Raw genomic sequence first — 26,598 nt, forward strand, 5'->3', positions numbered from 1 at the left:
GCCCGTGGCTGCACGCCGGAGAGGACTCCAGCGCCCACTTCGGCGGCCATCGCGCTGATGGCCGCGCCGATGCTCGATACCTACCGCGAGGTGGTAACGCCGGAAGGCGTGCCGCTGCAGTTGCCTGCGGCCGGACCGATGCCGCGCGCCCTGGCCTGGCTGGTCGACCTGGCAGTCCGCTTCGGCGCGCTGACCGCGCTGTCCATTCCACTGGCCCTGCTGGATGAGTTCGGCCGCGGCCTGTACATGGCGCTGATGTTCCTGCTGATGTGGGCCTACCCCATCGTCTGCGAAGCGCTGTGGGGGCGCACCCTCGGCAAACGTGTTCTTGGCCTGCGGGTGCTGGCACAGGATGGCGCACCGGTGGGCTGGATGGCATCGATCACCCGCAACCTGCTGCGCACCGTGGACATGCTGCCCTTTGGCTACGCGCTGGGCCTGATCAGCAGCCTGTTCGATCCGCATGGCCGCCGCCTGGGCGATCTGGTTGCCGGCACGATGGTGGTGCATTCGCCACCGCATTACCTGCCGCCGCTGGCCACCATCGACAGCGTGTTGGCGCCGCCGCAACCGCTACGGCCGGAAGAACAAGCGGCAGTGATGGCCTTCGCCGAACGCGCGCCACGCCTGTCTCCCGCGCGCCAGCAGGAACTCGCCAGCATCGCCGAGCCGTTGACCAGTGCGTCCGGCCAGGTCGGCGTGCTGCGCCTGTATGCGATGGCCAACTGGTTGCTGGGACGACGATGAAGCAGGAACAGTTCGTCGCCCGCCATCAACAGGAATGGCATGACCTGGAGCAGTGGCTGCAGCATCGCGCAGGCGCCTCGCGTCGGCGTCGGCGCAGGCCGGGCGCAGAGGAGGCTGGCGATGTCAGTTTCCCGCAGCGTTACCGACGGCTGTGCCAGCAGCTGGCGCTGGCCCGTGAACGCGGCTACAGCCCGCAGCTGGTGCAGCGCCTGCAGCAGCTGATGCAGCACGGCCATGGCGTGCTGTACCGCACGCCACCCACCCGCTGGCGGCGCGCATTGGAATTCCTGGTCGCTGATTTCCCGCTGCTGGTACGCAGCCAGGCGCGCAGCATGTGGGCCGCGCTGGCGATGTTTGCCGTGCCGGCGCTGGCCTGCTTCGTGCTGGTGCAGGTATACCCGGACAGCATCCACCTGCTGATGGACAACGGCCAGATCGCCGAGATGGAACGCATGTACGATCCATCCGCCGAGCGCCTGGGCCGCGACAGCGGCACCGACTGGATGATGTTCGGCTACTACATCATGAACAACATCAGCATCGCTCTGCGCACCTTCGCCAGCGGCCTGCTGGCGGGGTTGGGCACGCTGCTGGTGCTGGTGTTCAACGGCATCACCATCGGCGCGGTGGCGGGCCATCTGCAGCACATCGGCCACGGTGGCCCGTTCTGGCGCTTCGTGGTTGGCCACGGCGCGTTCGAACTGACCGCCATCGTGATCGCTGGCGGTGCCGGACTGCAGCTGGGCATGAAACTGCTGGCGCCCGGGCGGCGCCGCCGCCTGGATGCGCTGGTCGAAGGGGGACGCATCGGCGCGCGGCTGTGCCTGGGCGTGGCCTTCATGCTGCTGCTGGCAGCGTTCGTGGAAGCGTTCTGGTCGTCCATCGCCGAAATCCCGGCTGCAGTGAAGTTCAGCGTGGCCGGTGTGCTGTGGGCCGGCGTGCTGCTGTGGCTGTGGCGCGGTGGACGCGGAGGCAGCCATGCGGATTGACCACCTGGACGTGGTGCTGCGCGCGCGCAGCAGCTGGGAAGCAATGGAGCTGGGCACCGCGCTGGCCCGCCGCCATGCACGCGGCGTGTGGGGCAGCTGGCTGCTGGCCAGTGCGCCGTTGTTCGTGCTGTTCAATGCGCTGGCCTGGTGGCTGGATGGCTTCGGCTGGGCCTGGCTGGCGATGTGGTGGTGCAAGCCCTTGTTCGAGCGCGCGCCGCTGTACGTACTTTCGCGCGGCATCTTCGGCGAGCGGGTTGGTCCGCGCGCTGCACTGCGCGCGCAGCGGCAGTGGGGTGGCAGTGGCTTCTGGGGCTACCTGGGCTGGCGCCGTTTCAGCGGTCTGCGCAGCCTGTGCCTGCCGGTCAATCTGCTGGAGGGCAATGCGCCCGCACAGCGCGGTGCTCGCCGGCGAGCGGTCGCTGCCGGCGCCGCGGGCCCTGCACTGGTGCTGGCGATGATCTGCCTGGCCTTCGAGCTGGTGCTGGTGGTGGGCGCGATCGCAACCATCTTCATCTTCATTCCCCTGGAACTGCTGCCCGAATCCTGGCGCGCGGCGTGGGCGATGGTCAGCGTGGAAGCGCCTGCGTGGGCCAAGCTTGGCCTCAACCTGCTGTGCTGGCTGGCAGCGGCGCTGATCGGCCCGTTCTACGTGGGCGCCGGCTTCGGCCTGTACTTGAACCGGCGCACGCAGATGGAAGCCTGGGACGTGGAAATCGCCCTGCGCCGCCTGCGCGAACGCTTGCTGCCCATCGCCTCTTCGTTGGTGCTGCTGCTGTGCCTGGCGCTGCCGTTGGCGCCCGTGCACGCGCAGGACGCCGACACGCCGGACGCCGCGCAGACCGCTGCGGCCAACGCCGATGAAGACGAAGACGCAGAAGAAGCCGATGAAGTGGCCACTGCGGAAAACGATCCGGCCAATACACCGGCGCTGATCTTCGGCGACAAGCCGGTCGATACCGCTGGCTTCCGCCAGGCCGTGAACCGTGCCTATGAAGATCCGCTGCAGCGGCCGACGCGGCAGGTCAGCCGCTGGAAGCCGATCGAAGACGCGGCCGAAAAGAACAAAGACAAGAAGGATCTGCAGAAGGACAGCAGCAGCGACGCAGACCGCAAGGCGCGCAGGAGCGGCCAGCTGTGGCTGGCACGGATCGCAGAATGGGGCCTGTGGGGGCTGCTGGGTGTCCTGCTGCTGGTGCTGCTGTTGACCGCGCGGCTGTGGCTGCCGTGGTTGCGCGGTTCCGGCCGCCGCAAAGAAAAGCAGGCAGCGCAGATCACCGAAGAACAGGTGGTAATGCCGGTGGTGCTGCCACCGGATGTAGCGACCCAGGCCGGCGTGCTGTGGGACCAGGGACGCCCGCGGCAGGCGCTGGCCCTGCTGTATCGCGCCAGCGTACGCACGCTGGTGGAGCGCACGGGTATCGCGTTGCCGCCCGGTGCGACCGAAGCGCAGTGCCTGCGTGCCTCGCGGCGCATGACCGACAGCACCGACCGTGAACTGTTCGCGCGCATCGTGCGCATGTGGCAGTACGCCGCCTACGGTGGGCGCCTGCCCAGCCGCAGCGATTTCGACGCGTTGGCCAGCACGCTGCGCCAGCAGTACGGGTGGCAGGCATGAATCCGCGCCTGTTCTGGTCATTGCTGCTGGGCGCGCTGGTCCTGTTCGGGGTACCGCTGACGATCCTGTTCCTGCGCACGCACGAAAAGGTGACCGAGACCGTCGTGCTGCCGCCACAGGGCGAAGCCAGCTACAACCCGCTGTATGTGCTGGGCCAGGCCCTGCGCGCCGACGGCATCGAGGTGCAGTCCCGGCAGCGGCTGGATCTGGCACAGATGCCCCTGGCCGCCACCGATACGCTGGTGCTGCTGCAGGACACCGCCGACATGCCGCCGCGCACTGCGCAGGCCCTGCTGGACTGGGTGGATACCGGTGGCCATCTGCTGCTGCGTACGCAGCCTCCGGCCGAGGACGATGCCAGCAGCACGCAGGGCCCTTTGCTGGACAGGATCGGCGTGGACAGCCTGTTCCATGGCAGCGACTGCCAGCCCTTCCACGTGGTCGATGATCCGAGCCACGTCGAGTTCTGCGGCGGCCGGCGCTTCAGCCTGGGCTTCCAGGCCAACGCCACGGCCGAGCGCCGCTGGGGCGGCAACGACGGACTGGTGTTCGCGCGCCTGCCGCACGGCAAGGGCCGCATCGACGTGCTGGCGGACATGGATGTCATGCGTGGTGAAGGACCGAACGCGTCCACGCGCCGCCGCCCTGTAGATGCTGTTGCCCGCGATGGCCTGCATGACCTCTCGCACCGCGACCTGACACGCTACCTGCTCGATCCCAACTATGGCCGCGGCACGGTGTGGCTGGTGTACGGCAGCCGCCCGCCCTCGCTGGGCGCGCGCATCTTCTACCAGGGCTGGCCGCTGTGGGTGCCGCTGCTGCTGGCGATCCTCGGCTGGCTGTGGTCACGCGCGCAACGCTTCGGCAGTGCCCTGCCCGCACCGGTGATCGAGCGCCGTTCGCTGCTGGAACACGTCCGCGCCAGTGGCGAACTGCTGCTGCGCTTCGGGCATGGCGCGCGCCTTTACCAGGCCGTGCAGGCGCTGTTCCTGCATCGCCTGCGCCTGCGTGCACCCGTGGCTGCCGCACTCGACGGTGCCGCGCGTGACCAGGCCATCGCTGCGGTGCTGCAATGGCCGGTCAGTCGTGTCACCAGCGCACTCACGCCGCCTTCGCCGCATGATTCCTCCGCCCTGCGCGAGCGCATCCGCTTGCTGCTCCAGATGAGATCCCTGCTATGACCGATGCCCCTGAACTTCCGGCGGCCGCCACCGCCCGCCTGATCGAACGCGTCGACGCCATCCGTCAGGCCGTCGGCCATGCCTTCATCGGCCAGGCCGATGTGCTCGACCAGATCCTGGTCGCCCTGCTGGCCGGTGGCCACGTGCTGATCGAAGGCGTGCCCGGCCTCGGCAAGACCCTGCTGGTGCGCGCGCTGGCGCAGGCGCTGGAGCTGGACTATGGCCGCGTGCAGTTCACCCCCGACCTGATGCCCAGCGACGTCAGCGGGCATGCGGTGTATGACCCGAAGAGCGAGAGCTTCAAGATCCGTCGCGGCCCGGTGTTCACCAACCTGCTGCTGGCCGACGAGATCAACCGTGCCCCGGCCAAGACCCAGTCCGCCTTGCTGGAAGTGATGCAGGAAGGCCAGGTCACCATCGAAGGCAAGGCCTTCACCCTGGCGCCGCCGTTCATGGCGCTAGCCACGCAGAACCCGCTGGAACAGGAAGGCACCTATCCGCTGCCGGAAGCGCAGCTGGATCGTTTCCTGCTGAAGGTACTGATCGACTATCCGCAGCTGGAAGACGAGAAGCGCATGGTCGCGGCGATCACCAGCGGCCGTGCCGCCAGCGATTTCGACCTGAGCCAGGTGCCGCGCGTACTCGGTGCCGGTGAACTGTTGGCGTTGCAGCAGGCGACCGCGGCGATCACCGTCGATGACGAAGTGATCGACTACGCGGTGCGCATCGTGGCCGCCACCCGGCAGTGGCCCGGCATCGCCGTTGGTGCCGGACCGCGCGGCAGCATCGCCCTGGTACGTGCCTCGCGCGCGCAGGCGGTGCTGGCCGCGCGTGATTTCGTCACCCCCGATGATGTCCGCGACATCGCCCGCCCTGCCCTGCGCCACCGCATTGCACTGGCACCGGAGCTGCAGATCGAAGGCCAGGATGCCGACGATGTCCTGGGTGCGCTGCTGGCCAAGGTCGAAGCGCCGCGCCGATGAGGCCTGCGCCGCTGCTGCTGGCGTTGCTGCTGGCCTGGGCCGTGCTGGGCGGCATGGTGCTGGGCGGGCTGCTGCCGCGCTGGAGCTGGGCGCTGGCCGGCGCATTGATTGCGGTGCTGGCACTGGTTGATCTGTGGCGACAACGGCGACGGCCGTCGCCCAGCGTCGAACGCGACGTGCCCGAGGCGCTGGCACTGGGCGTGCGTCGCGAGATCGGCCTGCGCCTGCACAGCGAACAGAACATGCACGTGCACGTGTTCGATCTGGTGCCGGGCGGTTGGCCACTGGAGTCGCTGCCACAGCGCGTGCCGTTGCGGGCCGGCCATGTCAGCTCCCTGCATTACCACGTGCAGCCGCAGCAGCGCGGGCGCTTTGCCTTTGAAGGCGTGCAGCTGCGCATCCGCTCGCCGTGGCGGCTGTGGTGGCAGCAACGCACGCTGCCACCGGCGCTGGAGGTACGGGTCTATCCCAACTTCGTGCCGCTCACCCGCTTCGCGCTGTTCAGTGCCGACCAGGCCTCACGCCTGGTCGGCGCCCATGTGAAACGGCGGCGTGGCGAGGGCACCGACTTCCACCAGATGCGCGAGTACCGCATCGGCGACAGCCTGCGCCAGCTCGACTGGAAGGCCACCGCACGCGCGCGCAAGCTGATCTCGCGCGAGTACCAGGACGAGAAGAACCAGCAGCTGCTGCTGATGCTCGACAGCGGCCGGCGCATGCTGGCCAGCGAAGGCGGGCTCTCGCATTTCGACCATGCCTTGAACGCCTCGCTGGTGGTGGCTTACCTCGCGCTGCGCCAGGGCGATGCCGCCGGCCTGTTCGCGGTGGGCGGCGAGCGCCGCTGGGTGGCGCCGCAGCGCGGCATGGGCACGGTGCAGCACCTGTTGCGTGCCAGCTACGACCTGCAGCCGCAGGCGGTGGCTACCGATTACCTGGCCGCTGCCACCGAAGTATCACTGCGCCAGCGTCGGCGTGCGCTGGTGATGCTGGTCAGCAACGTGCGCGATGAAGACATCGAAGACCTGCTTGCGGCCGTGCGCCTGCTGCAGCGCCGCCACCTGGTGTGCGTGGCCAGCCTGCGCGAGCGCGAGCTGGATGCCGCGCTGGAGGGCGAGGTGCATACGGTCGAGGATGCCGCGCAGGCCGGTGCCGCCGCGCTGTACCTGCAGCAGCGCGCGCAGGCGCACGACGCGCTGCGCGCCGAACGGGTGATGGTGCTGGACGTGACCGCCGATGCGCTGCCCGCAGCGCTGGTGGAACGCTACCTGGCGGTGAAACGCGAAGGGTTGCTGTAACCGGTAATGCCGGCCGCTGGCGGGCGGATCACCGTGGGTACCGGGCATGGCCCGGCGCTACCGGCCCGTTGCTCTGGTAGCTGCCAACCTTGGTTGGCGCACAATCAACGGCGCCGACCAAGGCCGGCACTACCCCTGCAGCAAGCGCTTCTGCAACCGCTCCACCGCGCGCTGCAGCAGCACGCGATGCCGCGCCAATTTCATCCACTGCGGCAGCCGCGAGAACATCGAGCGATGATGCCCTTTGGTTTCACGCAGTGTCGCGACGGCGTACTGATGAAGCGCCTGCAGATGCTCGGCGTTGTAGGCCCAAAGCAGACCTGCGCGGGTCGGCTCGACCAGATGCAGCGGAAGGCCGAAGTGCGGATCAGCCGGCTCGGCATCGCGCAGCGGGGTGGCCGACACGTCGACATCGCTGCTGCGCCCACATTGCCCACATCGCGCGGGAAAGGTGGCCGGCAAACGAACACCCGACGCGATCCGGCGATGCACGTACAGCCATTGGTGCCCGCAGTACCCGCACGGCCGACGCCCCTGCATGCACACCGCGCCCACCCAGTCGCCACTGTCCAGCGCAACGCTGCAGCCGGTGCAGCGGAAACGCACCGTCCAACGGTAGGGCTGCCAGCTCGCCAGCACCCAGCCCGGCGTATCGCAGCGGTGGCAGCGCACCGCGATGCGGTCGGCGAACGCATTCAGGCCGCGACCATCGTCGAAATGACGGCCCGGCACGGGAGCAGGACGCCCGCGCCGACCGGGCGGGCGTTGCACCACCATCAGACGTAGATCCGCGTCGGCGCTTCGTCGATGATCGCGTGCGGCACGAAGCGCGCACTGTCGCGGGTGATCGCGCTGTCGTCCTCGCGGATGCCGATGCCGCAGGCGTGGTCGCCGATCACCCAGCTGCCGATCAGCGGGTAACCGCCTTCGAAGCGGGTGAGCGGGTGCGCACGCTGGAGGATCGCCGGGCCGTCGTAGGGGCCATCGCTGCGCTGCGTGCTGCCGTCGGCCAGGTGCATCTCGATGTTGGCGCCTTCGCGCGAGAACAACGGCTTGCGCACCCAGCCCGAGGCCAGCGCGCTGCCGTCATCGAAATGCGCTTCCAGCAGGTTCGGATGGCCAACGTTGCGCTGCCACAGCAGCGGCAGGATGCCCTTGTTGCTGAGCACCGCCTTCCATGCCGGTTCCAGCAGCTGCACGCCCGAGCCCGGCAACGCACGGCCGAATTCCTCGGCCATCAGGTCTTCCAGCGGGTACAGCTTGAACAGCGTGCCGATCACCGTATCGTCCAGCGCGGTGAAGCGCCCGTCTTCGGAAAGGCCGATGTCCTCGATGGCGATGGCCTGCCCATGCAGGCCCGTCTGCGAAGCGCAGTCGCGCAGGTAATCGACCGTACCGCGGTCTTCGTCCGAGCTGCCCACCGCACTGAAGTACAGCGGCGGCGGCAGCTGCGTGGCCAGTTCGCCGAAGCGTTCGACCAGGGCTTCATGGATCGCATTGAACTGGTCGGCATGCTGCGGCAGGCGGCCGGCATTGCGCTGGTCCTCCAGCCATTGCCACTGGAAGAAGCTGGCTTCGAACAGCGAGGTCGGCGTGTCGTAGTTCAGCTCGTACAGCTTGGCCGGGCCGGTGCCGTCGTAGGCCAGGTCCAGGCGCCCGTACAGGTGCAGCTGGCGCTGGCGCCAGCTGTCGGCGATCCAGTCGCGGTAGTGCGCGGGGATCGCCAGCTGGTCCATCAGGCGCTCGCTGCCGATGACATCGCCGACCAGGTCCATCGCCATCTGGTGCAGTTCGGCGCTGGGGTCTTCGATGTCCTGTTCGATCTGGCGCAGGGTGAAGGCGTAATACGCGCTTTCATCCCAGTACGGCTGGCCTTCGATGGTGTGGAAGCGGAAACCGGCTTCCTCCGCGCGCGCCCGCCACTGGGCGCGCTCGGCAATACGGATACGTTGCATGGATTGATCAGCCGCCGACGCTGCTGCCGCTACGGCGCGCACTGGTGCTGCCGAAGCCGCTGCGGCTGGCGGTCACCGCACGGTTCGGTTCGCTGCTGACCGGGGCCAGCCCGGCCTTGCCCGCGCCGATGCCGCTGGCAGTGTTCAGGCCGCCGCTGCCACCCGGGGCAGGACGCGCCCAACCGGCACTCTTGTCCTGGTAGGCCGGCGCCGAAGCAGGTGCCTGCGGGGCCAGGCCACCGCGGTTGCTCAGCATCTGCGACATGAAGAAGCCCATCATCATCGGGCCGATGAACGACGTACCGGCCGAGGTGTGCTGCTGCACGCACTGCTCAGGCTTGTAGTCCTGTTCGCAGGCTTCCTTGGTCGCGTACTTCGGCGCTGCATCGGCGGACTTCTTCTGCGCCTCGGCAAATGCATTGCGGCAGGCCGAAGGATCAGCGGTAGCCGTGGTGCAGGCCTCCACCGAGGTATACAGGCCTTCCTGCACCTGCACCTGCTCTTCCTTCTGGCAGGCAGTGAACAGCAGCGGCGCAGCGCTCATCAGCAGCAGCGCGGTGGTGCGGGAACGTTTCATGGCCTCATGCCTTCAAGTCGGAACAATGCCCCATCATGCCAAATCCCGGCCAACAACCGGAATCGGCAAAGTGGGAAAGATGAACGATCTTTCATTTTCGTCGTTCCTCCCGAGTTCCCTCCACGCATGGCGTGGATCCACGTGTCGACCCAGGTCGACACCCACCAACAGCAAGAATCGGGTCAGAGCCCGCTGCGCAGCAACGGGATCCGACCCTGTCAGATCGCGGACAACTGTCGAAGGCGGGGTGGGTCCGGTGGCGGGGGTGTCCGCGGCATGGATGCCGCGGCCAAGCCCCCAAGGACGGGTTTACGGCGTCCCCCGCCACCGGACCCACCCCGCCATCCCATGGAATGCACGCTGTTGCCGTTGCCGTTGATTCGGCAGGTGCAGGGCGCAGCCCTGCCGGACCACCTCCGGTGGTTGCAGCAGCAACCGAAAAAATTGGCCATGATCAACCGACCCCCACGTCGTACGGCCCGCCCGTTCCGCCAGCCATGCCTGAATACCGCTCCCGCACCTCCACCGCTGGCCGCAACATGGCCGGCGCCCGCGCCCTGTGGCGTGCCACCGGCATGAAGGATGGCGACTTCCACAAGCCGATCATCGCCATCGCCAACTCCTTCACCCAGTTCGTGCCCGGCCACGTGCACCTGAAGGACCTTGGCCAGCTGGTCGCGCGCGAGATCGAACAGGTCGGCGGCGTCGCCAAGGAATTCAATACGATCGCCGTGGACGACGGCATCGCCATGGGCCACGACGGCATGCTGTACTCGCTGCCCAGCCGCGAGATCATCGCCGACTCGGTGGAGTACATGGTCAACGCCCACTGCGCCGACGCGCTGGTGTGCATCAGCAACTGCGACAAGATCACCCCCGGCATGCTGATGGCCGCACTGCGCCTGGATATTCCGGTGGTGTTCGTGTCCGGCGGACCGATGGAAGCCGGCAAGACCAAGCTGTCCGAGCACAAGCTGGACCTGGTTGATGCCATGGTCGTCGCCGCCGATGACAGCGCCTCGGATGAGAAGGTTGCCGAGTACGAGCGCAGCGCCTGCCCCACCTGTGGCTCGTGCTCGGGAATGTTCACCGCCAACTCGATGAACTGCCTGACCGAAGCCCTGGGCCTGTCGCTGCCCGGCAACGGCACCACCCTGGCCACGCATGCCGACCGCGAAGCGCTGTTCCGCCGTGCCGGCCGCCTGATCGTCGAGCTCTGCCACCGCTGGTATGGCGGCGAGGATCCGCGCGCACTGCCGCGTGGCATCGCCACCCAGGCCGCGTTCGCCAACGCGATGACCCTGGACATCGCCATGGGCGGGTCCACCAATACCATCCTGCATCTGCTGGCTGCCGCGCAGGAAGCGGAGGTCGACTTCGACCTGTCCCACATCGACGCACTGTCGCGGCGCGTGCCACAACTGTGCAAGGTGGCGCCGAACTCGCCCAAGTACCACGTCGAAGATGTGCATCGCGCCGGTGGTGTGTTCGGCATCCTCGGGGAGCTGGACCGCGCCGGGCTGCTGGATACCTCCGTGCCCACCGTGCACAGCGCCACGCTCGGCGAAGCACTGGATCGCTGGGACGTGATGCGCAGCGACAACGACACCCTGCACACGTTCTTCAAGGCCGGCCCGGCCGGCATTCCCACCCAGGAAGCCTTCAGCCAGGCCACACGCTGGCCGTCGCTGGATGTTGACCGCGCCGAAGGCTGCATCCGTGCGCTGGAGCATGCCTATTCGCAGGAAGGTGGGCTGGCCGTGCTGCGCGGCAACCTCGCCGTCGACGGCTGCGTGGTGAAGACTGCGGGCGTGGACGAATCGATCCACGTGTTCGAAGGCAATGCGCGCGTGTTCGAAAGCCAGGACGCGGCGGTGGCCGGCATCCTCGCCGATGAAGTGAAGCCCGGCGACGTGGTGGTGATCCGCTACGAAGGCCCGAAGGGTGGCCCGGGCATGCAGGAAATGCTGTATCCGACCAGTTACCTGAAGTCGAAGGGGCTGGGCAAGCACTGTGCGCTGCTGACCGATGGTCGCTTCTCGGGCGGCACCTCGGGCCTGTCGATCGGCCACGTCTCGCCGGAAGCGGCCAGCGGCGGTGTGATCGGCCTGGTGGAGGATGGTGACCGCATCCGCATCGACATCCCGGCGCGGCGCATCGATCTGCTGCTGGACGACGCCACGCTGGCACAACGCCGCGCCGACGCCGATGCGCGTGGCTGGAAGCCGCGCGCGCCGCGCCCACGCAAGGTCACCAGCGCGCTGAAGGCCTACGCCTTGCTGGCCACCAGCGCCGACAAGGGCGCCGTGCGCAACACGGCCCTGCTCGGCGATTGAAGACGGGTAGTGCCGGCCGCTGGCCGGCAGTGCCCCTTCAGCACGCGGCACTACCCGCCCGCGGGGTGCATCATGTGCGGCCCCACACATGGACGTCCTGATGCGCCGTTTCCTCAGCCTGATATCGCTGGCACTGGCCACTGCGACCGCGTCGGCGTCCGCCGACGAATGCCGCTTCGACAATCGTGCCGAACTGCTGGCGATGTCACCGGAAGCATTCGACCACGGCCCCGGCGAGGGTTGGGACGCGCTGGTCCGGCGCGCCGGCTGCCAGTTGGAACTGGCTGACCTGTTCGCCGCATACCGGCGCCAGGCCAAGGCAAGCGGCCACCCACAGTTGGCCTGGCACGAGGCGCAGCTGCGTGCCTATGAGGGGCAACGCGATCCCGCCAGCGCGCTGATGCGGTTGACGTACAAGCCTGCCGGCGCCGACCCGGAGGGGTGGAACCTCTACGTGGATGCGACCATCGCCTTTCTGGATGATGACCTGCCGGCACTACGACGTGCTCGCGCGCGCTTGGCCGCCCTGCCGCTGCCACCCGGTACCACGCTCAAGGAAGGGATGGTCGAGATGCGTAACGCACAGGGCCTGCAGCACGTCGCATGGCCACCGCGGCTGAAGACGGTGGACGACCTGATCCGCTGCATGTACCAGCCCTACGCACTGGCGTCCGAGTCATGTCCGCAATCGCAATACTGAAACGCGGAACCAGCCGGCACCTCAGCCGATGGTGCGCTTGAACGGCGGCAGCGCGTCGATGATGCGCTTGCCGTAACGACGGGTCAGCAGACGCGAGTCGAGGATGATCACGCGCCCGGTGTCGGTGGAGGTGCGGATCAGGCGGCCGGCGAACTGGGTCAGCGTGCGCAACGCATGCGGAATCGCAATCAGGTTGAACGCATTGAGGCCACGTGCTTCCACCCACTCGCTCAGCGTGGCGGTCTGCGGATCGGTCGGCACCGCGAACGGTACCTGGGTGATCACCACCGTGGTGCAGGCCTCACCGGGAAGATCCAGGCCTTCGCCGAACGAGTTCAGCCCGAACAGCACCGAGCCCTCGCCGGCAGCCACCCGGCGCAGATGTTCGTCGATCATGCGCGTCTTCGACATCTCGCCCTGCACCAGCACCTGCTTGCGCTTGGCGGCCGGCATCAGGCCAGCCACCTTCTCCATCTTCCAGCGCGAGGTGAACAGCACCATCGAGCCCTTCGTCCAGTCCAGTTCCTTGCCGATGTAGCGCGCCACTTCACGCGGATGGCCTTCGCGGTCATCGGGCGTGACCGGGAACGGCGGCACGATCAGCTCGGCCTGGTTGGGCAGGTCGAACGGGGAAGACAACGAGACCATCTCGGCGGTTTCAGGGATGCCGTTGTCGATCGCCAGCGCCTGGAAATCGCCGCCGCCGGTCAGCGTCGCCGAGGTCAGCACCACCGAATCCACTTCATCCCACAACAGCTTGCGCAGCACGTGCGCGGCCGACACCGGCGAGCCATGCAGCACCAGGTCGCCATCACGGGTAGCGGTCACCCAGCGCGCCATCGGCGGCGCGCCTTCCTTGTCCTCGCGGCGCCAGACCTGCCACAGGTTGTACTGCTGCTCGATCATCTCCAGGGCCATGCCCAGGTTGCGCTGCAGGCGCTCGCGTGCCGGATCGTCCGGCTTGCCCTTGGCGACCTGCGCGGTGGCCGCGTGCGCCCAGTTGTAGAGGCTGCGGGTATCGTCGGCCAGCGCCTCGATCGGCTCGCGCCAGGCCTCGGGCAGGCGCCCGTTGGCCGCGCGCCACATTGGTTCCTCATCGGCCGGCGCCGGCATCCACACCGCTTCCACGTGGTCGCGGAACATGCGCAGGCCCTTGGCCACGTTGCTGGCCGCGTCGATGGCTTCGTTCGGCAGCAGGTTGCCGAGGCGGTCCTTGTCGACCGCGCGGTAGGCGCCGGCGATCAGGATCTGCAGGCGGCCGGTGCGCTTGGCCATTTCATCCAATGCGAGGCTGGCGGCGCCCTGATCGATGGCCACATTGCCAACGTGGTGGCCTTCGTCGAGCACCAGCAGCATGTCCGACGGCGCGGCGATCATCGGCTGCCCGTTGTCGCTGTCACCAATGGACAGCGCCGACAGCAGCAGCGCGTGGTTGGTGACCACGATCTGCGCGTCACGCACGGTGTTGCGCGAACGCAGCACCGCGCACTGCGCCGAGTATGCACAGCGCCGCCCCGCACAGCCCGAGGCCGGCGTGGTGATGCGCCCGCGCAGACCGGGGCTGATGGTTTCCGGTGCGTTGTCGATGTCGCCGTCCCAGCTGCCGTTGCTGAAGGCCACGGTGAGGCGCTTGGCGATGTCCATCTCGATCGGCGCCAGCGGGCGGTCGAACAGCGGCTGCTCGTCGTCGAACATGCCGTTCTGCGCGCCCTCGCCATGTGCTTCGGCGGCGTTGCGCGTGCACAGGTAGCGGGTACGGCCCTTGGCCAGGGCGATGGTCGCCTCCAGGCCGGTTGCCTTGAGGAAGTTCGGGATATCGCGCTCGACCAGCTGCGACTGCAGCGCCACGGTACCGGTGCTGATCACCAGCTTCTTCTTGCTGGCCAGCGCAATCGGCACGCCGGCGGTCAGGTAGCCCAGGCTCTTGCCAACGCCGGTCGGCGCCTCGACCACGCCCACGCCACCGCTGGTGGACAGCGCACGCGACACCACGCCGATCATCTGGCTCTGCGAGCGGCGGGTGGAGAAGCCGGGGGTATTGGCCTGCAGCGTCGTGTACGCCTTGCGGATCGCGTCCTTCAAGGTGTCATCGAGCTTGCGTGGGGCGGCGACGGTTTCGGTCACGCCAGAACTACCGTAGCGGGGTCAGGCCGGTCATTGTCGCATGGCCGGCCACGGGCTCCGATGCGCGGGCGCTGAACGGGGTCAGCCGCGTCGCGCCATGGCTGGATGAGCGCCCCGCAACGCCACCGACGCGGCCAAGGCCGCCATCGGGGTCAGGGCGTCGCAGCGCGCTGCCGCAGCAGCCGTACCAATGCCCAGACCAGCAGTACCGTGCCGACGGCATCCAGCATGGCCAGGCCGAAGTGGACCACGCCCAGCACGGTGCTCAGCTGCGAGATCGCACTGAAGTCACCCTTGCTGACCATCCACATCGGCACCAGGTTGGCCAGCAGGCTGCCCATGCTGGACGCCAGCAACAGCAGCAGGCCGGTCAGCGCGCCGGTGCGTGCCGGATCGCGCGGCGCGCCCATCACCCAGACCAGGCCGACGCACAGGGCGATCAGCACCGGCAGGCGCACGCCGACCATGGTCAGCAGGGAGACCATCAGAGCCTGGCTGTCCATCGATCAGTCCTGCCCGGCGAAGGCACCGGCTCCGGCGCGCAGCTGCTGGTAGACCGCGTCGGTCTGCGGGCGTACGGCGTGCCACTGCAGGAAGCTCTCGGCCGCCTGCTCGACCAGCATGCCCAGGCCATCGACCGTGTTGCGGCACTGCGCAGCGCGCGCCCAGGCCAGGAAGGCAATGGCAGCCTCGCCGTAGTTCAGGTCGACCGCCGTGGTCATCGAATTGACCAGCGACAGCGGCAGCTTGAACTCGGCGTCGCGATCGCGGCCGGCCGAAGTGGCGTTGAGGATCAGCTCGAAATCCCCGAGGTCGCGCAGATCGTCCCAGTAACGGCTGAGCGCGCGGCCCGGCTCGCCCATGGCATCGATCAGTTCGTCGGCGCGTTCCGGCGTGCGGTTGACCACCACCAGTTCGGTGATGCCGGCATCCAGCAGCGCCGGCGCAACGCTGCGCGCCGAACCACCGGCGCCCAGCAGCAGCACGCGGCGGCCGCGCAGGTCCAGGCCGTGGCGGTCGGTGAGGTCGCGCACCAGACCGATGCCATCGGTGGTGTCACCGTGCCAGCGGTCGCCCTTGCGCAGCAGAGTGTTGACCGAGCCGGCGCGGCGCGCGCGTGCGGTCAGCGTGGTGCACACGGAGAATGCCGCTTCCTTGTGCGGTGAGGTGACGTTGGCACCGACACCGCCCTCGGCGGCGAACGCCTCCAGCCCGGCCAGGAATGCGTCCGGGGCGAGATCGATGCTGCGGTAGTCGAGGGAGATGCCTTCCTGGCGACCGAACGCAGCATGGATCTGCGGCGACTTCGAGTGGGCGACGGGGTGTCCGAAGACGGCGTAACGATCGGTCATGGAATCCTCAAGCTGGCTAGACTGGTGCTCTTTCGTGCATGGACCTGGATGATGCGTATCGCCCCGACCCTGCTGGTGCTCGCCGCCAGTCTACTCTCTGCCCCGGTGGCGATGGCGTTGAACGAGTACGGCATCGAGGGCATGGGCGTGGTCTCCACCCGCGCCGATGAGGGCCGGGCCACGATCAGCGCCGATGGCCAGCGCATCGTCTTCGCCCGTCGTGGCGAGGCCGGCTGGGGGCTGTGGCAGGCGCGCGTGGTCGACGGCCGCTGGCAGCAGGCGCAGGCCTTGCCGCTGGCGGTGTCCGGCGAGGTGCGTGATCCGTATTTCAGCCGCGACGGCCGCTGGCTGCTGTTCGCCGCAGGTCGCGAGGGCCGGCTGGCGCTGTACCGGGCGGCGATTGCCGCCGATGGCGGCTTGGGCACCCCACAACCGTTGGCCGGCGATGGCGGTCGCCATGAGGAGCGCGGCCCGGCATTGAGCGCGGACGGGCGGCGGCTGCTGTTTGCCCGCCAGCAGGGCCGTGGTGCCGGCTGGGACCTGTTCGTGGCCACGCTGGACGCGCAGGGCGCGCGAGGGCCGGCGACGGCGCTGCAGGCATTGAACAGCGCTGCCGATGAAACCGATGGGGACTGGCTGGGCATCGAGGGCGCCGTGGCCTTCAGCCGCGACAGCGGTGACGCCGCGCAGGTCTGGACCAGCGGTTGCGCGTGGACGGGCGCTGCGTTGCAGCCGTTGGGGTTGTCATTCAACCAGGGAAGCGGCTGGACCGGCGCGCCGGTCGTCGACAACGCCAAGCCGGGCGAAATGATGGTGGCCAGCAGCGCGGCGAAGTCGCCACGCGCCGGTGGCGTGGACGTGTACCGGCTGGCCGTGCCGAAGGTGGTGGCAGTGGCGGAGTGCGTGCGGTAGATCCACGCCATGCGTGGATGATGGTTCGGTGGAGGCCGACCGCCCCCTCCGGTAGGTGCCGACCTTGGTCGGCGCAGAAACAGAACCGCCAACCAAGGTTGGCGACTACCAGAACATCAGATCAGCGCGACAGCACCTTCGCGCGCTGCTGCTCGTATTCCACTTCGCTGAGCTGGCCGTTGTCCTTGCGCCGGTTCAGTGCGGCCAGTTCGGCCTGCACGCTCTCCGGCAGGGACTGCTCGCGGGCAACCTGCGCGGCAGCGGAGAGCTGCTCGGGCGGGCGCCGTGCGGCACGCCAGGCAGCGACGAACACGCCGACGATGATGGCCCCGAACACCAGCGTACCGGTGCCCCAGATCAACCATTGCATCCAACCCATTTCAGGTCCCATCGCGTGTTCCTCCGTCCGTCGTGGGCGCTATTGTCAGCGCTCGCGCAGCCAACGCGCCACCTGCGGCGCGAAATAGGTCAGCACGCCATCGGCGCCGGCACGCTTGAAGCCCAGCAGCGATTCCAGCACGCAGGCGCGCTCGTCCAGCCAGCCGTTGGCGAACGCCGCCTTCATCATCGCGTACTCGCCGCTGACCTGGTAGGCGAAGGTCGGCACACCGAAGGTTTCCTTCACCCGCCGCACCAGGTCCAGGTACGGCATGCCCGGCTTGACCATCACCATGTCCGCGCCCTCCTCCAGGTCCAGCGCGATCTCGCGCATCGCCTCGTCACCGTTGGCCGGGTCCATCTGGTAGGTCTTCTTGTCGGCCTTGCCGAGGCTGGCCGCGCTGCCCACCGCGTCACGGAACGGGCCGTAGAACGCAGACGCGTACTTGGCCGAGTAGGCCATGATGCGTACGTTGAGGTGGTGGTCGGCATCCAGCGCACGACGGATCGCACCGATACGGCCATCCATCATGTCCGAGGGCGAAATGATGTCCGCGCCCGCCTCGGCGTGCGACAGCGACTGCTTGACCAGCGCTTCAACGGTGATGTCGTTGAGCACGTAGCCCTTGTCATCGATGATGCCGTCCTGGCCGTGCGTGGTGTACGGATCCAGGGCAACGTCGGTCATCACCCCCAGTTCCGGGAAACGCGACTTCAGCGCGCGGATCGCACGCTGCGCCAGGCCGTCCTCGGCCCAGGCCGCGGATGCGTCCAACGACTTCTGCGAGGCGTCCAGCACCGGGAACAGGTCGATCACCGGGATGCCCAGTTCCAGCGCTTCCTCGGCCACCTTCAGCAGTTCTTCGATCGACAGCCGCTCCACGCCCGGCATCGACGGCACCGCAACGCGGCCAGCCGGTTCGTGCACGAACACCGGATAGATCAGGTCGTCGGTGGTCAGCGTGTTCTCGCGCATCAGGCGGCGCGAGAATTCGTCATGGCGCATGCGCCGCGGGCGGTAATGGGGATGAGGCATGGCAGGCTCCGGGGAGTGGCTATTGCAACAGGTAGCCCTGCGGCAGCAGGGGTTCGGGCAACGGGCGTTCGCCGAGGGCATCGAGCTGGTCGATCTCGATGGTGCGCACCAGCGCGTCCAACGGCAGGTCGTTCGGCTCCAGGCCGAACGGGTCTTCCATTTCTTCACCCAGCTGGTCCAGGCCGAAGAAGGCATAGGCCAGCACCGCCGAAAGCACCGGCGTGGCCCAGCCCAGCGAGCTGGCCAGGCCGAACGGCAGCAGTACGCAGAACATCCATGCGCAGCGGTGCAGCAGCAGGGTGTAGGCGAACGGCAGCGGGGTGGTAAGGATGCGCTCGCAGCCGGCCTGGATCGAGGACATCGCGTGCAGGCGCTCTTCCAGCTGGACGTAAAGAATGGAATCGAGCGTGCCTTCGCGACGGGCCTGGGCCAGTTCGGCGGCGATCATCGCCAGCAGCGCATCGGGCACGTTCTCGCGCTGGGCGAGCTGCCCGCGCTGTTCCTCGTCCAGCCAGGGCACCGCGGCCAGCGCCACGTCGCGGGCGCGCAGGCGCGCGGCCAGTGCATAGGCAAAAGCGGTGGTCAGGTAGCTGATGCGCTGGCGGCGTGGCGCATCGTCGGCCAGCAGTACCTGTACCTGCCGCGCCAGCGAACGCGATTCGAACACCAGTTGGCCCCACAGCTTGCGGCCCTCCCACCAGCGGTCGTAGCAGGCGCTGTTGCGGAAGCTGAGGAAGATCGACAGGACCAGGCCGAGCAGGGTGAACGGGGTGACCGAGACGCGCTCGATGCCGACCGGCGGCGCCAGTTCCACCACCGCGGCGACCGCGATGGAGAGGGTGAGGATGGCCAGCACCTTGGGCGCGATCGCCGGGACGATGGAGCCACGCAGGATGTACAGCAGTTGCCAGCCGTGGGGACGGGAACGAATGATCATGGGAGCAGCCGCGCGGCGCGCGGTTCGACAGGCACGCGGGGGGCTCGCGCAGCCGCCCATTCTACTCCCTGCCCGGCCAGCGGCCGTGTCCCTGCGACGCCCTGTCGCACCGGCCGTACTGCCTCAGATGACGCCGCCGCCGAGCCCCAGGCGCAGGATGCCGACCACCACCACGATGCCGTTCAGGATCAGCCCGGTCCAGGCCCGGCCACGCTTGCTGGGGTGGGTGAACAGGATGCCGAGCGCGGCAATGATCGCGCCGACCGCGGCAAAGGGGATCAGGAACCAGTTGCCCCAGCCCAGCAGCGGTATCAACGCCAGGATCATCCACAACAGCGCCAGTACGCCCCACAACAGACTGATCACACCCATAGCGCGCTCCCGTGGTTGTTCTTGCTCCCAACCATAGCCGTTCCCGGCAGCGCCGCCTACCGCCGTTGCCGTCAACCTCACCGGTGCCGTGCTAGCGTGCCGCCATGGGTCGAGCCCCGATGTTGGCGCCGATTCAGAGTGCCCGGCTGATGATCCGAACCAGTCCTACAGGGGTATACGCCATGAACATCCGTTGGGTCGCCTTGGCGGCCATGCTGCTGACCGTTGCCGGTTGCGCCAGCACCTCCAAGGTCATGCTGGGCCGCGCTCGTGCGCCGATCGATCCGGCCCAGGTGCAGATCTATTCGACGCCGCCCGCCGGTTCGCAGGAAATTGCCCAGCTGGAGTCGTCTTCGGCGGTGGGCTTCGGCACGCAGGGCCAGACCGATGCCGCCGTGGCTCGCCTGAAGCGCGAAGCAGCTGCGCTGGGTGCCAACGGCGTGATCCTGATGGGCGTGGGCAGCAGTGGCTCACCGGTCGGCATGTCGGTGGGTGCCGGCAGCTACGGTTCACACGTGGGCGGTGGCGTGGGCATCGGCATACCGACCACGCAGAAACGCGCGGCCGGCGTGGCGATCTGGGTGCCGAATCCGGCGCCGCCGGCACGCCTGCCGACGCAGACGATCACCCCGCAACCGCAGCGGTGACCCGCACGGGTCACCGCGGGTAGCGCCGGGCCATGCCCGGCGTCTCTTCCGCTGCGCTCGCCGGGCATGGCCCGGCGCTACCGTTACTTCTTCTGGTACTTCGGCACGAACACCTGGTTCACCGCTTCGGCCAGCTGGTCCGGCGGCAACAGGCCCTGGTCGAGCAGGAAGTTGTTGAACGCCAGGCGGTCGAACTTCGCGCCCAGTGCCAGCTCGGTCTGCATGCGCAGTTCGAGGATGCGGGTGTAGCCGTAGAAGTAGCTGCCCGCCTGGCCCGGCATGCGCACCATGTAGCGGTCCAGTTCCTGGGTGGCCATCGCCTTGGACAGACCCACCTGCTCGATCAGCACGCGTTCGCCGTTGGCACGGTCGGTCAGGCCGAGATTGAGCATCGGGTCGAGCATCGCGCGGGCGGCACGCAGCAGGCGGAACTGCAGCGCGATCATCTGCCCGTCCAGCGGCTCGTACGGCACCATCTCCGCTTCGGCGTACAGCGCCCAGCCTTCCACGTTCACCGAATTGAACGCGAACATCGTGCGCGCCAGCGACACGCCGCGCTCGACCATCGCGGTGAACTGCAGTTCGTGGCCCGGGCGGCCTTCATGCGCGCTCAGCGTCCAGGCCGCCGAACCGAAGTTGAAGTCGTCGTACTGCGCACCCGCGCCGGCGGCCGGGTTGCCCAGCGGCAGCACGAAGGTGCCCTGCTGCCCGGTGTTGTTGACCAGCGGCGCGGGCAGGAAGTGCGGTGCCGGGCTGGCAGCGCTCTCTGCGGCCGAGCCCAGGCGCATCTGCATCGCACGCTGCGGCACATCGACAATGCGATGTTCGCGGATCAGCGGATCGATGGCATCGATCACCTTGCGGTAGTGGCCTTCAAGCTGGTCATCGGCGATCTTCTCGCCCTTCAGCGCGCGGATCACCGCCACCGGGTCGCTCGGATCACTGACCTTCAGGCCCTTATCTTTCGCCACCAGCGGGGCCAGCTGGCGCATCGCCGAGCGCGTTTCCATGAACTCCAGCTGCGCGCGCTGCATCAGCAGCTTCGGGTCGATATCAATACCGACCTGCTTGAGCTGGTAGGCGTACAGCGGGGCCGGCAGGCGCGCATCGGCACGTGCCTTCGGCAGCACCTCCTTGCGGGTCCATGCGGCGTAGTCCTTCATCTGTGCGGCGAGCGCCTTCATCGCCTCGTCGGCACCGGCGACCTGGTACTTCTTCAGCAGTGACTCGATACCGGTGATGTAGGTCTCGACGTTGTCCAGCGACTGCTGCACTTCGATCTTCGTCGGCTGCAGCAGCGTGCTGTCCTTCAGGCGCTCTTCGTAGCGCTGACGGGCCAGCGTGGTGAACGCGGTGCCACCCGGCTGCAGGCCCGCGTATGCCTTGAGGCGATCGACCGCCTTGGCCCGGCGCTCGGCCGGCACCTGGTCGGACAGCAGCAGGTTGAGGCCGCTGAACACGCTCTGCGGCGCATCCCGCCACGGCAGCAGGTACTTCTGGTTGAGTTCGCTGCCTTCGATGTTCTGGTTGGCGGCGGCGATCATGATCTCCAGATCCTGGCGGACGTTGGGATCCTTCTCAGTGGCCAGTTTGGCCTTCAGTTCGTCGCGGGCCTTGGCCATCGCGGCGCGGTAGCGCTGGTCGTTGTCCGGGCCGAGGTCGGCGACCTTGTCGTCGTAGCCGGGCACGCCGAAGAAGCCGGTTTCCTCGGGCTGGAACGGGCCCTGGGCATCCAGCAGGATCTGCGCCAGCGCGTTGCTGCGCGCGACCCAGGCCGGGCTGGCCGGCGTAGAAGCCTTGGCGGCCGGTGCGGCCAGGGCCGGTGGGGCTGACAGCAGCGGGGCGGCGGTCAGGGCCAGGGCGATGGCAAGCGCGATCGGCTTCATGGAGCACTCCAGGACAGGGTTGCCCGCACCCTACGCGCTCATGGCGGTGGCGACAATCGGCCGGAGGTCACGCCCTCTACAGCGCGGCCGTCAGCGCACAGTCTCCGCGCGCGCGACAGGCCTGCAGTTCGCATTCGCCGGCCGCTTCGGCATCATCCAGCGCGCTCAGGTCGAAGGTCTGCTTGTCTTCGGCCAGCACGTACATCACCGGGTAATCCCACACGTCGTCGCTGCGGGTGCCCTTCACGAACAGGCGGCCGTGCGCATGCGGTCCTTCCAGCGCCACGGTCAGGCCGACATCGCGCTCGCCGTTGATGGCGGTCTGCATGCTGCCCAGCGGCAGTGTGCCGGCCTGCAGCGGCTCGCCGAACACCTGCACCAGTTCGACGCTGCAGCCGGCGCGACGCATCGCCTCGCGCATCGGCGCACTGTCATGCGCGGCCTGGGTCCAGCGCAGCACGCTCCAGGCGATAGCGCCGCCCAGCGCCGCCAGGAACAGCAGCACCGCCAACGGCATCGCCCAGCGCCAATGCCGGCACCACCAGCCGGAGGCCAGGTTGGAGGGAGCAGGAATCGGCGGCGGCAGGGTCATGGGCGGGCTCCTTCCCGGATGATGATCAAGGCTTCAGGCAACGTCCCAGGAAGGCTTCGGCAACGCGGTAGCGATGCAGTGCGTCGGCACCGGACAGGCCGTGCTTGGCACCCGGATAGGTCATCAGTTCAAACGGCTGGCCACGCTTCTGCAGCGCGCTCATCAGGCTGGTCGAATTGGTGAACAGCACGTTGTCGTCGGCCATGCCGTGGATCAGCAGCAGCGGCGAACGCAGGCCCTCGATGTGGGTCAGCACGCGTGCTTCGCGGTAGCCGGCATCGTTGCGCGCCGGCAGGTCCATGTAGCGCTCGGTGTAGTGGCTGTCGTACAGGCCCCAATCGGTGACCGGTGCACCGGCCACACCGCAGGCGTAGCTGTCCGACGCCTTGGCCAGCAGCATCAGGGTCATGTAGCCGCCGTTGGACCAGCCCTGCACGCCGATGCGCGCCGGGTCCACCCACGGCTGCTGCTTCAACCACGCCACGCCACGCAGCTGGTCGGCCACTTCCACCGTGCCCTGCCTGCCATACAGCGCGCCACCGAAGTCACGGCCACGGCGCGGGGTGCCGCGGTTGTCCAGCGAGAACACCACGTAGCCCTGCTGGGCCAGATACTGGTTGAACAGATGGTCGCCACGGCCGGGCCAGCTGTCGGTGACGGTCTGGCTGGCCGGGCCGCCATACACGTACACCGCCACCGGGTAGCGCTTGGCCGGATCGAAGCCGGCCGGCTTGATCACGCTGTAGTTCAGCGGCGTCTTGCCGTCGGCGGCAGTCAGCGTGCCGAATTCGACCGGGCGCTGCGCGTCGCGGTAGCGCGCGTAGGGATGCTTGGGATCGGCCAGATCGTTCTCGACCAGGGTGGCGATCTTCTCGCCATTGGCGCGGAACAGTTCGATCTGCGGCGGGGTGCTGTTGTTGGACCAGCTGTCGACGTACACGCTGGCGTTGCGCGCGAAACTGGCGCTGTGCATGCCGGGCGACTTCGACAGGCGCTGCGGCTGGCCGCCCTGCAGCGGGACGGCGTAGATCTGGCTTTCGCGCGCCGATTCGATGCCGGCACGGAAATACGCCAGGCCGGCCTTTTCATCGACCGCCAGCAGTTCATCGACCGACCAGTTGCCGTGGGTCAGCGCGGTGGCCTTGCCCTTGCTGTCGATGCGGTACAGATGCTGGAAACCGGTGCGCTCGGACGACCACAGGATGCTGCCGTCGTCGAGGAAACGCAGGCTGTTGTGCAGCGGCACCCAGGTCGGGCTGGTTTCGTGGGCCAGCACCCGCTGCTGGTTCGAGGCCAGGGTGACTTCCACCAGGTCCAGCTTCTTCTGGTCGCGCGACTGGCGCTGGAAACTCAGGTGCTGCGGATCGCGCCAATCGACGCGGGCCAGGTAGATATCCTGCTCCTTGCCGAGGTCGATCCACTGCGTCTGCGCCTGTTCCGCCGGCGAGATCACGCCGAGCTTCACCTGCACGTTGGCATCGCCCGCGGCCGGATAGCGCTGTTCGATCACATCGGTGCGGTCGGCATAGACTTCATAGCGCTTCTGCACCGGCACCGGGCTTTCATCGATGCGGGCGTAGGCGATGGCCGAATCGTCCGGCGCCCACCAGTAGCCCGTATGGCGGTCCATCTCCTCGTCGGCGACGAATTCGGCGATACCGTTGCCGATGGTGGTGCTGCCATCAGCGGTCAGCTGCGTCTGCCTGCCGCTGGCCAGGTCGATCACCCACAGGTTGCGGCCGCGGATGAAGCTGACGAAGCCGCCCTTGGGCGACAGCTTGGCGTCGGTGGCAAAGCCTTCGCCGTGGGTCAGCTGGCGCACTGCCGCCTTGCCTTCCTGCTTGAGGTCGTACAGGTACAGCTCGCCGCCCAGCGGGAACAGCAGGCGCTGCGCGTCCGGCGACCACTGGTAATCGACGATGCCGGTCATCGCGGCGATGCGCTGGCGCTCGCGGCGGGCCTTTTCTTCGTCACTGAGGGTTTCGGTGCCCGGCAGCACCACCTTCGAATCCACCAGCAGTCGGGTCTGGCCGCTGCCGATGTCGTAGCTCCACAGGTCCAGCTGGTTGCGGTCGCTGTCCTTGCCGCGCAGGAAGGTCACGCGCGAGCCGTCCGGCGCCACCTTCGGCTTCATCAGGGTCGGGCCGGACAACGGCAATGGGCCGGTGATGGCTTCCAGAGTGAGTTTTTCAGCGTGGGCGACGGTAGCGGTGGCGAGCATGAGGGCGAGCGAGGCGAACAGATGGCGCATGGAGGATCCCGGCAAACGGCAGGTCCGTCACCGCGGCGGGCGCGGGACGGTCAGCCTCCATCCTAACCAAGCCGGTGCGGGAAGACAGCATGACCTTCTGCCCATGGCGGTCGCGCGCGGCACATCCGCCGGGCATGGCCCGGCGCTACCGTTGGCGGGCTGGGTAGCGCCGGGCCATGCCCGGCGAGCGCAGCGGCCTGCGCTGAATCCTCAGCGCTTGCCGAACAGGTGCTTGCGCTCTTCGTCGCTGAGCGGCTTGCCAGCGTCCGGGTTCACCTGCGTGCGCAGCGCATAGGCGCGCTGGGTGGCCGGACGGGCGGCGATGGCCTGGTGCCAGCGCTTGAGGTTCGGGAACGCGTCGAAGTCGGCCGGCAGCTTGTCGTAGGCGCCAACCCACGGGTAGCTGGCCATGTCGGCGATGGTGTAGTCCGCGCCGGCCAGGAAGGCGTGCTCGGCCAAGCGCTTGTCCATCACCCCGTGCAGGCGGCGCACTTCATTGTCGTAGCGCTCGATCGCGTACGGAATCTTCTCCGGCGCGTACACGTTGAAATGGCCCATCTGCCCGCTCATCGGGCCCAGCCCGGCCATCTGCCAGAACAGCCATTCCAGGGTGGTGACGCGGCCACGCGGATCGGCCGGCAGGAAGCGGCCGGTCTTCTCGGCCAGGTACAGCAGGATCGCGCCGGACTCGAACACGCTCTGCGGGGCGCCGCCGTCGGCCGGGGCGTGGTCAACGATGGCCGGCATCTTGTTGTTGGGGGAAATGGCCAGGAATTCCGGCTTGAACTGGTCGCCCGAGCCGATGTTGACCGGGTGGATGCGGTACTCCAGGCCAGCTTCTTCCAGCAGCAGGGTCACTTTGTGGCCGTTCGGGGTAGGCCAGTAATACAGGTCGATCATGGCGGCGGCTCTGGGGTACGGAAAGGAACCTGAAGTCTAGTGCGTGCGTTGGCTTGGCACCGTCATGGCGGGCCGGTAACCTCGCCTCTCCCCCGAAACGCAGCATCCTCCGCATGAGTGCAAACCGTCCGCTACTGTCCCCGCTGTCCAGCCTGATCTTCGCTACCCGCTGGCTGCAGCTGCCGCTGTACCTGGGTTTGATCGTTGCCCAGTGCGTTTACGTGTTCCTGTTCGGCAAGGAACTGTGGCACCTGATCTCGCACTCGGTGTCGATGGGCGAGCAGCAGATCATGCTGATCGTGCTGGGCCTGATCGACGTGGTGATGATCTCCAACCTGCTGGTGATGGTGATCGTCGGCGGCTATGAAACCTTCGTCTCGCGCCTGCGACTGGAGGGCCACCCGGACCAGCCGGAATGGCTGAGCCACGTCAACGCCAGCGTGCTGAAGGTGAAGCTGGCGATGGCGATCATCGGCATCTCCTCGATCCACCTGTTGAAGACGTTCATTGCAGCCAGCCCGCTGAACGGCCTGCCGCTGTGCAAGCCGGAACAATGGGCGGCGGCGGCTTCGTCGGCATCGGCCAGCTTCTACAACGCCGGCCCCGATACCTGCACGACCCTGACCCCCGATGGCGTGCTGTGGCAGACCATCATCCACTGCGTGTTCATCCTGTCGGCGATCGGCATTGCCTGGACCGACAAGCTGATGTCCAACAGCCATAGCAAGGCTGCCGCGCACTGACGCCAACGCCGGTGGCGGCACGACTGCCGCCGCCGGCTCCGTTCCCGGCCCTTGTACGCATGGGTGGCCGGGATGCTAGATTGCACCCTC

The 26,598-nt window shown here is 68.0% G+C and carries 25 protein-coding genes; 11 read left to right on the forward strand and 14 right to left on the reverse strand.

The features are described 5' to 3' along the window. Window positions 1-57: 57 nt before the first annotated feature. The 6 genes from QP457_RS20485 to QP457_RS20510 are packed head-to-tail and all read left to right on the forward strand — an operon-like array spanning window position 58 to window position 6,810. Window positions 58-747, forward strand: a complete 690-nt coding sequence (locus QP457_RS20485) for an RDD family protein (RefSeq protein ID WP_205404495.1) — start codon at window positions 58-60, stop codon at window positions 745-747. Continuing rightward, entirely contained in the window at window positions 744-1,736 is a 993-nt protein-coding gene (locus QP457_RS20490; protein ID WP_099819820.1) for a stage II sporulation protein M, read from the forward strand. The genes QP457_RS20485 and QP457_RS20490 overlap by 4 nt, the downstream gene beginning before the upstream one ends. After that, the gene (locus tag QP457_RS20495) at window positions 1,726-3,351 is read left to right on the forward strand and encodes a DUF4129 domain-containing protein (protein WP_205404496.1); all 1,626 of its coding nucleotides are present in this window, start codon (window positions 1,726-1,728) and stop codon (window positions 3,349-3,351) included. Before QP457_RS20490 ends, QP457_RS20495 begins: the two co-directional genes overlap by 11 nt. Continuing rightward, window positions 3,348-4,532 (forward strand): DUF4350 domain-containing protein, encoded by a 1,185-nt coding sequence (locus QP457_RS20500; protein ID WP_205404497.1) that lies wholly within the window; start codon window positions 3,348-3,350, stop codon window positions 4,530-4,532. The genes QP457_RS20495 and QP457_RS20500 overlap by 4 nt, the downstream gene beginning before the upstream one ends. Continuing rightward, complete coding sequence (locus QP457_RS20505) at window positions 4,529-5,515, forward strand: MoxR family ATPase (protein WP_100553942.1); 987 nt, start codon at window positions 4,529-4,531, stop codon at window positions 5,513-5,515. Before QP457_RS20500 ends, QP457_RS20505 begins: the two co-directional genes overlap by 4 nt. After that, a complete protein-coding gene (locus QP457_RS20510; RefSeq protein ID WP_205404498.1) occupies window positions 5,512-6,810 on the forward strand; it encodes a DUF58 domain-containing protein in 1,299 nt (432 codons plus the stop codon). The genes QP457_RS20505 and QP457_RS20510 overlap by 4 nt, the downstream gene beginning before the upstream one ends. Before the next feature lie 129 nt (window positions 6,811-6,939). Here the strand turns inward: QP457_RS20510 and QP457_RS20515 are convergent, their stop codons facing one another. The 3 genes from QP457_RS20515 to QP457_RS20525 are packed head-to-tail and all read right to left on the reverse strand — an operon-like array spanning window position 6,940 to window position 9,342. Then, window positions 6,940-7,587 carry a hypothetical protein gene (locus tag QP457_RS20515; RefSeq protein WP_205404499.1) on the reverse strand — a complete coding sequence of 216 codons (648 nt, stop codon included), beginning with the start codon at window positions 7,585-7,587 and terminating at the stop codon, window positions 6,940-6,942. After that, window positions 7,587-8,765 carry a glutathionylspermidine synthase family protein gene (locus tag QP457_RS20520; protein ID WP_205404500.1) on the reverse strand — a complete coding sequence of 393 codons (1,179 nt, stop codon included), beginning with the start codon at window positions 8,763-8,765 and terminating at the stop codon, window positions 7,587-7,589. Before QP457_RS20520 ends, QP457_RS20515 begins: the two co-directional genes overlap by 1 nt. Before the next feature lie 7 nt (window positions 8,766-8,772). Further along, window positions 8,773-9,342, reverse strand: a complete 570-nt coding sequence (locus QP457_RS20525; RefSeq protein ID WP_032976852.1) for a DUF1190 domain-containing protein — start codon at window positions 9,340-9,342, stop codon at window positions 8,773-8,775. A 497-nt stretch (window positions 9,343-9,839) separates the two neighbouring features. Here QP457_RS20525 and ilvD point away from each other — a divergent pair, with 497 nt between their 5' ends. Both ilvD and QP457_RS20535 read left to right on the forward strand, forming a co-directional pair. Beyond that, window positions 9,840-11,678 (forward strand): dihydroxy-acid dehydratase, encoded by a 1,839-nt coding sequence (gene ilvD / locus QP457_RS20530; protein ID WP_180165054.1) that lies wholly within the window; start codon window positions 9,840-9,842, stop codon window positions 11,676-11,678. Between the two features lie 100 nt (window positions 11,679-11,778). After that, window positions 11,779-12,378 (forward strand): hypothetical protein, encoded by a 600-nt coding sequence (locus QP457_RS20535; RefSeq protein ID WP_205404501.1) that lies wholly within the window; start codon window positions 11,779-11,781, stop codon window positions 12,376-12,378. A gap of 21 nt (window positions 12,379-12,399) precedes the next feature. Here QP457_RS20535 and dinG read toward each other — a convergent pair whose 3' ends face one another. The 3 genes from dinG to aroE all read right to left on the reverse strand — a co-directional run bounded on the left by dinG (window position 12,400) and on the right by aroE (window position 15,854). Next, window positions 12,400-14,502 (reverse strand): ATP-dependent DNA helicase DinG, encoded by a 2,103-nt coding sequence (dinG, locus tag QP457_RS20540; protein WP_108265743.1) that lies wholly within the window; start codon window positions 14,500-14,502, stop codon window positions 12,400-12,402. Between the two features lie 152 nt (window positions 14,503-14,654). Continuing rightward, on the reverse strand, window positions 14,655-15,005 hold the full coding sequence (locus QP457_RS20545) for a hypothetical protein (RefSeq protein WP_108265742.1): 351 nt from the start codon (window positions 15,003-15,005) through the stop codon (window positions 14,655-14,657). 3 nt (window positions 15,006-15,008) lie between these two features. After that, a complete protein-coding gene (aroE, locus tag QP457_RS20550) occupies window positions 15,009-15,854 on the reverse strand; it encodes a shikimate dehydrogenase (protein WP_205404502.1) in 846 nt (281 codons plus the stop codon). A 48-nt stretch (window positions 15,855-15,902) separates the two neighbouring features. Here aroE and QP457_RS20555 point away from each other — a divergent pair, with 48 nt between their 5' ends. Next, window positions 15,903-16,766 (forward strand): PD40 domain-containing protein, encoded by an 864-nt coding sequence (locus QP457_RS20555; RefSeq protein ID WP_205404503.1) that lies wholly within the window; start codon window positions 15,903-15,905, stop codon window positions 16,764-16,766. A gap of 121 nt (window positions 16,767-16,887) precedes the next feature. Here the strand turns inward: QP457_RS20555 and QP457_RS20560 are convergent, their stop codons facing one another. From QP457_RS20560 to QP457_RS20575, 4 genes are all read right to left on the reverse strand, one after another. Then, window positions 16,888-17,157 (reverse strand): SHOCT domain-containing protein, encoded by a 270-nt coding sequence (locus tag QP457_RS20560; RefSeq protein ID WP_205404504.1) that lies wholly within the window; start codon window positions 17,155-17,157, stop codon window positions 16,888-16,890. Window positions 17,158-17,190: 33 nt separating this feature from the next. After that, on the reverse strand, window positions 17,191-18,180 hold the full coding sequence (hemB, locus tag QP457_RS20565) for a porphobilinogen synthase (RefSeq protein ID WP_025877543.1): 990 nt from the start codon (window positions 18,178-18,180) through the stop codon (window positions 17,191-17,193). A 19-nt stretch (window positions 18,181-18,199) separates the two neighbouring features. Beyond that, window positions 18,200-19,117 (reverse strand): bestrophin family ion channel, encoded by a 918-nt coding sequence (locus QP457_RS20570; protein WP_100462056.1) that lies wholly within the window; start codon window positions 19,115-19,117, stop codon window positions 18,200-18,202. Between the two features lie 123 nt (window positions 19,118-19,240). Then, the gene (locus QP457_RS20575; protein WP_032952021.1) at window positions 19,241-19,489 is read right to left on the reverse strand and encodes a hypothetical protein; all 249 of its coding nucleotides are present in this window, start codon (window positions 19,487-19,489) and stop codon (window positions 19,241-19,243) included. A 182-nt stretch (window positions 19,490-19,671) separates the two neighbouring features. Between QP457_RS20575 and QP457_RS20580 the strand changes: the two genes are divergently transcribed. Further along, window positions 19,672-20,136, forward strand: a complete 465-nt coding sequence (locus QP457_RS20580; protein WP_089237661.1) for a hypothetical protein — start codon at window positions 19,672-19,674, stop codon at window positions 20,134-20,136. A gap of 83 nt (window positions 20,137-20,219) precedes the next feature. On the opposite strand, the gene QP457_RS20585 is transcribed toward QP457_RS20580, so the two are convergent. From QP457_RS20585 to QP457_RS20600, 4 genes are all read right to left on the reverse strand, one after another. Next, entirely contained in the window at window positions 20,220-22,022 is a 1,803-nt protein-coding gene (locus QP457_RS20585; protein WP_205404505.1) for a DUF885 domain-containing protein, read from the reverse strand. A gap of 76 nt (window positions 22,023-22,098) precedes the next feature. Next, window positions 22,099-22,614, reverse strand: a complete 516-nt coding sequence (locus QP457_RS20590) for a cytochrome c oxidase assembly factor Coa1 family protein (RefSeq protein ID WP_100553952.1) — start codon at window positions 22,612-22,614, stop codon at window positions 22,099-22,101. Between the two features lie 25 nt (window positions 22,615-22,639). Beyond that, a complete protein-coding gene (locus QP457_RS20595) occupies window positions 22,640-24,865 on the reverse strand; it encodes a DPP IV N-terminal domain-containing protein (RefSeq protein ID WP_205404506.1) in 2,226 nt (741 codons plus the stop codon). 210 nt (window positions 24,866-25,075) lie between these two features. Continuing rightward, window positions 25,076-25,765, reverse strand: a complete 690-nt coding sequence (locus QP457_RS20600; RefSeq protein ID WP_180165037.1) for a glutathione binding-like protein — start codon at window positions 25,763-25,765, stop codon at window positions 25,076-25,078. A 113-nt stretch (window positions 25,766-25,878) separates the two neighbouring features. Here QP457_RS20600 and QP457_RS20605 point away from each other — a divergent pair, with 113 nt between their 5' ends. Beyond that, window positions 25,879-26,508: a TIGR00645 family protein gene (locus QP457_RS20605; RefSeq protein WP_100553955.1), complete on the forward strand. Its 630-nt coding sequence runs from the start codon at window positions 25,879-25,881 to the stop codon at window positions 26,506-26,508. The last annotated feature ends 90 nt before the right edge of the window (window positions 26,509-26,598 follow it).

Origin of the sequence: Stenotrophomonas sp. As-7 (assembly GCF_030291015.1) — a bacterium.
GTDB classification, from domain to species: domain Bacteria; phylum Pseudomonadota; class Gammaproteobacteria; order Xanthomonadales; family Xanthomonadaceae; genus Stenotrophomonas; species Stenotrophomonas lactitubi.